This window comes from Cellulophaga geojensis KL-A, from assembly GCF_000568425.1.
Classification (GTDB): Bacteria; Bacteroidota; Bacteroidia; order Flavobacteriales; family Flavobacteriaceae; genus Cellulophaga; species Cellulophaga lytica.
The window spans coordinates 1-8,880 of sequence record NZ_ARZX01000039.1 but is presented as its reverse complement, the minus strand read 5'-3'; the positions used below and the strand labels follow the sequence as shown (position 1 = coordinate 8,880).

The 8,880-nt window shown below is 35.3% G+C and carries 2 protein-coding genes; one reads left to right on the top strand and one right to left on the bottom strand.

Features of this window, described 5'->3' with window-relative positions; all coding sequences use genetic code 11:
• The coding region (locus tag KLA_RS16720) for a beta strand repeat-containing protein (RefSeq protein WP_034647214.1) at nt 1-7,868 on the bottom strand (7,868 nt) is incomplete at its 3' end.
• A gap of 513 nt (nt 7,869-8,381) precedes the next feature.
• Between KLA_RS16720 and KLA_RS16715 the strand changes: the two genes are divergently transcribed.
• Nucleotides 8,382-8,880, top strand: a 499-nt coding sequence (locus KLA_RS16715) for a TetR/AcrR family transcriptional regulator (RefSeq protein ID WP_034647213.1), incomplete at its 3' end; no start/stop codon positions are given.

Genomic DNA, 8,880 nt, shown 5'->3' with positions numbered 1-8,880 from the left:
ACATCATCACCTTCAATAGGCGTAGTAATGTCTATTGTTGGTATTGTATTTTCTAATGTTATCGGATCGTTATCTGTTGCAGGATTCCCTGCAATATCGGTAACATCAGCCGTTACAGTAATTGTTCCATTATTTAGTCCAGAGATATCTGCATCCGTAGCTGTCCAATTACCACCACTAACCGTAGCAGTTGTAGTAACAACAGGATTAACGCCATCGTCAAAAGTAACAGTTACAGTTTGTCCATCTTCTACATCAGTAGTAGTACCGGAAATAGTAACATCATTATCTTCGGCAGCGTTTACTACATCATCTCCTTCAATAGGCGTAGTAATGTCTATTGTAGCGTTTACATCATGAACAATATCTCTAGTTGCTTGTGGTGCAGCATTACCTGCTAAATCAGACACATTAGCGGTTATAGTTTCTAAAGCATCAAGAGATTGAGCATCTGCAGCAGTAATATCTAATGTCCAAGTTCCAGATGAAACAGTAGCAGTGTAAGTATTTCCGTTTAAGTTAACAGTTACAGTCTGTCCGTCTTCAGCATCTGTAGTACCAGAAATTGTTACAGGTGCATTATCTTCAACTGCATTTATAATATCATCTAAAGCAACAACATCTATAGCAATTACAGGGTTAGTTACATCTACAGTAAGTAATGCAGGGTTAGATACCGCCGGAGAACATACATATGAAAGTTCTGAAACAATAACTCTATATTGATAACCATCTTGAGTAACAGTTATACCTGTTAAGGTTAGGGTAGGAGTAGTACTACCGGTATAAATATCAGAAGTATTAGTGTCATCAATATCTACAAACCCACTTCCTGATTGATCATCTACTTGCCACTGATATAATAAGTTTGTTCCTGTAGCAGTTACCGAAAAAGACTCTGATGTATCTGCATTTGTAATAATGTCCTGTGGTTGGTCTGCAGCATTGGCAATAGTAGGAGCAACTCCAGGTTGTTGAAAATCGTACAGCGAATTACTTGCACTGTCTTCATTATTAGGAACAGTATAACCATCTGTAACATTAGTACCTGTAACAACACCACTTGTATTTACTGTTGTTGGTGTATCACCAAGTATACCATCTCCATCAGGATCTGTAAAACCAGCTTCAGTAACATCATTACATAAATCACCATCAGCATCTAATTCTAAAAAGTCAGGTATTCCGTCTGGAGTACTTTCAGAATCAGCAAGTGTATAATTTACTGTACCACTATTTTCTTGTCCGCTATCTTGTACGCTATCAGGAACCCCGTCTGTACCTACATCACCATCTAATATTCCGTTTGTATGTGGTTGGTTGCTTCCAGCTTCAACAGTATCATAAATACCATCATTATCAGCATCTAAATCAAAATGGTTTGGAACTCCATCACCATCAGTATCAAATGCATCAACAATACCATCATTGTTAAGATCATTAGTAGCATTTACATCTTTAAAATTAAGAGTGCCATTATTATCATCGTCAGCACTTGGGTCAACACCGCCAGGACTTTCAGCTGTATCTAGAATTCCATCATTATCGTCATCTAAATCTATAGAGTCTGCAATACCATCATTATCATTATCATCTATACCAGCTTCACGGTAGTCTACTTCTGTTGTTGCATTTATAGCAATATTTGGCAGGTCTGATGCACCATTATTTTGATCGTCATTAGGATCAAACAAGCCGCCAGAAGTATCTACATCATCAAACTCATCTAAAAGACCATCACCATCAGAATCTAAATTGTTTGAAGGGGAATTAAACCCTGCTTCTTCTGTATCACTTAGTCCATCATCATCTGTATCTAAATCCAAATAATCAGGTGTTAGATCTGTATCCGTCTTTTCTGGAATTAATCCGTTTGGATAATTTGTATCTAAACCATTTACATCAAAAGTATTTGAAGGAGCCACATAACCTGTTGTTGGTTGTGCCTCAACATTATCTGGAATACCATCATTGTCAGAGTCAATATCTAAATGATCTTCTATACCATCATTATCACTATCTATACCTTGGTAAATAGTATAAACAGGAGCTGTTCCAGGTCCTGAAGCAGTAGTTGCAGAACCATCAGTATTATTAGAAGAGGTAGTGTTATTTGGAGTAAATAAACCGTTAATATCACAAGTTTGAAACAATACAGAACCTAAATAATTATTAGTAGAAAAAGACGGTTGTAATTCTCCACTAAATGTGATATCCAAGTTTGTAGTTTCATAGAAATTAAAATAAGCAGCTAACCTTGGGCCAAAATCAACATCATCCCAAGTTTTTGCTGGCCCTTGAAAAGTTGCGGTACCTGTTGCTAAATTTTCTGAAACTGTAAGTAATGAATTGCTATCTATAGCATACAATCCTGGTCTTGTTAGGGTGACACTCTCTCTAGTATTAGCTCCATCAATGTCATAAATAACACCACCAAATCTAATCAAGTTTACTTGAAAATCTGTTCCTGTTGCAACTAAACGAATATTAAAAGATATACCACCTGTATCACCATCAGTACCACCAATTGTAAAACTTGGTTGCCAAGCATTAGCACTGCCGGTTGAGCTATCATCTATAGAGGTTAAAGTTGCATTGTCAATATCTGTAATTCTTACAATAGCATCCAATACACCCAATGATGAGCTTACGACTGTAGAAAATCTGTATTCTGCACCTATTGTACCCGCTCCGGATCCACCGCCAATGTATGTACCTCCATTAAATGAGCCAGCAGGTATACCACAAGCATCACCTTTTGTATCTGTAGGTGTAAATCCTAAAGATTCTACATAATCTAAAATTCCGTCATTATCATCATCAATATCTGTGTCATTATTTACAGTATCACCATCTGTATCAATAGAATCTACGTGTGTTGTTGGGTCTCTAAAATCTACTTCAGAAGTAAACGGATCTTGATCATTAGGAAAAGTTGATACTTGTTGATTGCTATTTGTTGGTCCGTTAGGATCCGCAATTCCATTAGGTTCCGTTGTGCTGTTATCAAAACCGTCGTCTAGACCATCATTATCAATATCAGTATTGGTAGGTGCTGTATCTGCAGAGTTATCTGCGTCTACATCATAAGCTTCAATGTAATCTGTTAAGCCATCATTATCAGAATCCAAATCTCTAAAATCTGGTTTATCCGTACCGTCTGAATTAGCCGGTTGATTAATTGAAACACCAGAACCTGCCGCAGTCTCGTAATTATCTGCAAGTCCGTTACCGTCACTATCTACACTAGGTAATACATATCCGGAAGTAGATTGCCATTCAATGTTATCAATAATACCATCATCATCACTGTCTAAATCTAAATAATCTGGGTTAGCATCTCCATCTGTATTTTCTGGAGTATTTGTAAAAGAACCACCGTTATCTATATCAAAAGCATCGTCAATACCATCGTTGTCAGAATCATTTCCTGTACTTTGAACTAAACTAGCATCAGATTGAGATTCAACGGTATCCGTGATTCCATCATTATCAGAATCAATATCTAAATAATTAGGACTTCCAGATCCATCACTATCTACAGGAATATTTGAAACCCCATTACCATCAGTGCCACCATCTTCAGCGCTATCAGGAATTCCATTTGTTCCAACATTACTTTCTCCCGCATCTATAGATCCATTTCCATCTAAATCTAGGCTACCATTTCCAGTTTCTACAATATCAGGTATACCATCATTATCACTATCTAAATCTAGATAATTAGGAACACCATCATTGTCAAAATCTGCAGTGCCTTCTACAACATCTGTTATACCATCATTATCATCGTCTTCATCTATATTATCTGTAATACCATCGCCATCATTATCTAAATTATAAGCTTTAGTAGTAGAAGCAGAATTAGAATTTCCTGCAGCGTCAGTTGTAGTAACACTACCTTCAATAATTAAATCTGCATCTTCTTGTAATTCAGAACCAGGAACATCAATACTAAAAACTCCTCCAGAATCTACAGCTCCAGTATAATCTGTACCGTTAATAGTTATAGTAACTGTATCTCCAGTATTAAAGTCTCCACTTACAGTACCAGTTATTGCAATATCATTTGCGGCTTCAGAAGCTGTAACAAGATTGTTTGCAGTAACATTATCTATTACTATTGTTGGTACTGGAATTGCATTATCTAACGTTATAGGATCATTATCTGTTGCTGGGTTAAGAGCCACATCTGTAACGTCTGCAGTAACAGTAATTGGTCCGTTAGTTAAACCAGAGATATCTGCATCCGTAGCAGTCCAAGAATTAGCTGTTACAGTAGCAGTTGTTGTTACAGTATTTGTACCGTCAGAAAAAGTTACGGTTACTGTTTGGTTATTTTCTACACCAGTAGTAGTACCAGAAATTGTAACATCATTATCTTCTGCTGCGTTTACAATATTATCACCTTCTATAGGTGTTGTAATGTCTATTGTAGGCAATGAGTTATCAAGTGTAATAGGGTCATTATCTGTAGCAGGGTTAAGGGCAACATCCGTAACATCTGCAGTAACAGTAATTGGTCCGTTAGTTAAACCAGAGATATCTGCATCCGTAGCAGTCCAAGAATTAGCTGTTACAGTAGCAGTTGTTGTTACGGTATTTGCACCATCAGAAAAAGTTACGGTTACGGTTTGGTTATCTTCTACACCAGTAGTAGTACCAGAAATGGTAACATCATTGTCTTCAGAATCACTCACTACGTTATCACCTTCAATTGGTGTTGTAATGTCTATTGTTGGTAATGAGTTGTCAAGTGTAATAGGGTCATTATCTGATGCAGTATTCCCTACTAAGTCTTCAACATCTGCAGTAACAGTAATTGGTCCGTTAGTTAAACCAGAGATATCTGCATCCGCAGCGGTCCAGGTATTACCAGTAACTGTAGCAGTTGTGGTAACTGTATTTGTACCGTCATTAAAAGTGATAGTTACAATTTGGTTATCCTCTACATCAGTAGTAGTACCAGAAATGGTAACATCATTATCTTCTGCTGCGTTTACCTTATTGTCACCTTCTATAGGTGTAGTAATGTCTATTGTAGGTATGGAGTTTTCAAGTATGACGGTTTCATTATCTGTCGCTGGGTTTAAAGCTACATCGGTAACATCAGCTGTTACAGTAATTGTTCCGTTATTTAATCCAGAAATATCTGCATCCGTAGCTGTCCAATTACCACCGCTAACCGTAGCAGTTGTAGTTACAGTATTAGTACCATCATTAAAAGTTACGGTTACAATTTGGTTGTCTTCTACACCAGTAGTAGTACCAGAAATGGTTACATCACCATCTTCTGCAGCATTTACCACATCATCCCCTTCAATAGGAGTTGTAATATCAATAGTTGGTGTAGTATTATCAAGGGTAATAGGATCATTATCCGTGGCTGGGTTAAGAGCCGCATCTGTAACATCTGCAGTAACAGTAATTGGTCCGTTAGTTAACCCAGAAATATCTGCATCTGTTGCGGTCCAATTACCACCACTAACCGTAGCAGTTGTGGTAACAGTATTGGTTCCATCAGAAAAAGTTATGGTTACAATTTGGTTATCTTCTACACCAGTAGTAGTACCAGAAATGGTAACATCATTATCCTCTGCTGCGTTTACATTATTGTCACCTTCTATAGGTGTAGTAATGTCTATTGTTGGCAATGAGTTGTCTAAAGTAATAGGGTCATTATCTGTAGCAGGATTACCGGCAATATCCTCAACATCAGCGGTTACAGTAATTGGTCCGTTAGTTAAACCAGAGATATCTGCATCCGTAGCTGTCCAAGTACCACCACTAACCGTAGCAGTTGTAGTTACAGTATTAGTACCGTCATCAAAAGTTACGGTTACAATTTGATTGTCTTCTATACCAGTAGTAGTACCAGAAATGGTCACATCATTATCTTCTGCTGCATTTACCACATCATCACCTTCTATGGGTGTAGTAATGTCTATTGTAGGAGGAGTTTTATTTCCTTTTAAGGTAATAATTAAATTAGCCGTGTCAGAATTTGACCCATCAGATAATCTGTATTGAAAAGTTTCAGTTAATGTTTGACCAATGAGTAAACCTGAAACTACAGGGTTACTAGTATCTGGAGTATAAGTATAACTACCATCACTATTTACAGTTATGGTACCATAGGTTCCTGTGTATACAATATTTACATTAGAAGCGTTCCCATCAATTTCAGTAATTTGTATGTCTGGATTATCTCCTTGCCAGTAAATATCAGATACACCTGCAATTTGAGCAGTAGGGTCTGCATCTGTAACATCTGGACCATAATTATATCCTAATCTTAATTGGTTTATAGGTTCATTAAAAAATACATTTACGTTACCGGTTGCATCACTTGGTATAGCGTTTCCTGTACCATAAAATGTGTTATTACCGGCATCAACAACACCACCAGTGGTAACAAAGGTGAAGTTAGATGCTGTACCGTTTAAAGAACCATTAATAGTAATTTGATCTTGCCAAGTTGTACCCTGTGAGTAATCTATATCTGTAATTAAAAAACCTAAATTAAATACAGGTTCAGAAAATGTTATAATTAACTCTGTATCTCCAACAGGATTTGTAGCTGCATCAATTTGATATAATAAATAGCCTGTATGCCCTCCATTAGTAGCTGTAGTTAAAACTATTTGATTGTTAACCGTACCTATAGATGAAGGGTCTGTAGATGTAAAACCAAGTTGTACACCACCAATTGTTTTCGATTTTCCGTTTACAGTTTCTCCGTTTGCAAATTGGTTTTCCCAAACTAAAGTTGCTAAACCTCTATCTACATAATCTGCTCCATCAACCCCAATGTCAGTTATTATATTACCTGAGACATCGTTTTCTACAACCACAGTTATTTCGTCTGTATTGTCTAGGGCTATAGGGTTATCATCAACACCGTTAATAGTAATTGTAAGTATGCCGTAATCAAATAAGCCTTCAGGGTTTCTTACCGTATACGAGACAATATCCTGCAGGGTTTCTCCATTTTTTAAGCCAGTAACAGATGAGTTGCTCTCATCTACATCATATGTATAATTACCATTTGCTTGTATAGTTACGCTACCATATAAAGTATTGTATGCAGATCCAACTTGTGTTGGGTATACATCAACCTCAGAAATAAAAGGACTATTTCCTTCATCAGGTGTGCCATCTGTTAAAACGTTACCTGTAACAGTACCTGTATTGCTAGCACTAATACTATTGGTATCATCATATGCAAAAGGTTGTGTGTAAACGTTAATTAATGTTTGTGACGAACTAGATTGAGAACTTGTATCTGTAACTTGTATGTCAACAGTTCTAAGCCCGTCAGTTTGTGAGCTAGATAAATTTCCATAATAAGTTCCTGCAATAAATGCTTCAAAAGATGTATTTGGTATTGGATTACCAAAGGATTCTGTTATTAAAAAAGTAGTGCCCGATGTTTGGGTTACTAAAATACTTGTACCTCCAAAATTGTAAGTTCTAGAAGGGTATGGAGGGGTTCCGTTTAAGTAAAAAAGAGTAAAACCACTACCATCATTAAAAGAAATTAATTCTTCATTTGGAAAGTCAACCACTCCCGATAAAGAAATGGTGGCACTCAAAATAGTACCTGCATCAGAAGTTAAAGTGGGAGAAATACTTATAGGGTACACATTTGATGTAGTAGGATCTACATTAAACTGATAATTGTTTCCGGGAGTATTTGAATTTAAATCTAATACAGGATTTGCATAGATTAGGTTTTCGCTAAAGAAAGTTGTTTTAGCCTTATTGTACGATTGTAGGTTAATTGGGATACAGAAGTAAAAAATCGCAAGAATTAGTATTTTACTTACAAGTGATTTTTTAGAGTTTGGTTGTAATTTTCTTCTCATAGATTTATTATTTTAAATGGGGAGCTTTAAATAATTGGTAATTATATGTGTAGAATATTATGTAGAGTTATGGTTTACATATAAATTAGTTTTTTAGAGTTTTTAAATATTGACAATTCTTCAATTAATTATAGTAATTATATTACAATATAGCAAATATATATACTGTTCATCCGATTTTTAATTGCTATTTCAATTATTGTTTTAAAGAAATTGTTAATTTTTTGTTATTTATTACATATAGTTAATTATAGTTATTATTTGTAACTTTAATTTGTTGCTTACTATAATACTTACGTAAAAAATTATTTTTGGTTTGATTTTAGCTTGTTTTTACTGCTAATGTATCTATGAACGATATATAATGTTAAGGTTGTTTTTTGAGTTCTAAAAGTTAAAGGAATATTAAAGTGTAGTTATTTGTATTGAAAAGTTAACGTACGTTCATATATTTGAATCTTGTTTTTTCTCGAAAAAGCAGGCCTCAATCAAAACAAGATCAAACTATTTTTTATGAAAAGGATTACAAAAAAAGAATTATTTTTTGAAAAGACACTTAAGTTAATAAGTGAAAAAGCCTTCAAGGCCAAAACAATGCGAGACCTTGCTCCCGAGTTGAATTTTGAAGTAGCAAATGTTTACAACTATATAGATTCTAAAGAAGCGTTATTAGAAGATTATTTGTTTAGTACCTTAGAAGAATTTGTTGTCTATTTGGATAATATTATGAATTCTTCGTACTCTCCGGTAGAAAAATTAAAGTTTGTAATTTCTAAGCACGTTCAGTATACACTTAACAAGCCATATGAGGTTTCTCTTTTTGTATATGAATGGCGTAATTTAAAAGGAGAGAAATTAGAAGAGTTTAAATTAAAAAGAAGCGGTTATATAAGTACTGTAAGTAATATAATTGATGAAGGTATCTCTGAAGGTTCTCTTCGTAAAATGGATGGTGAATTTGCAACTTTTATGGTAATATCTTCTATGCGTTGGTTGTTTAGTATGATTACCA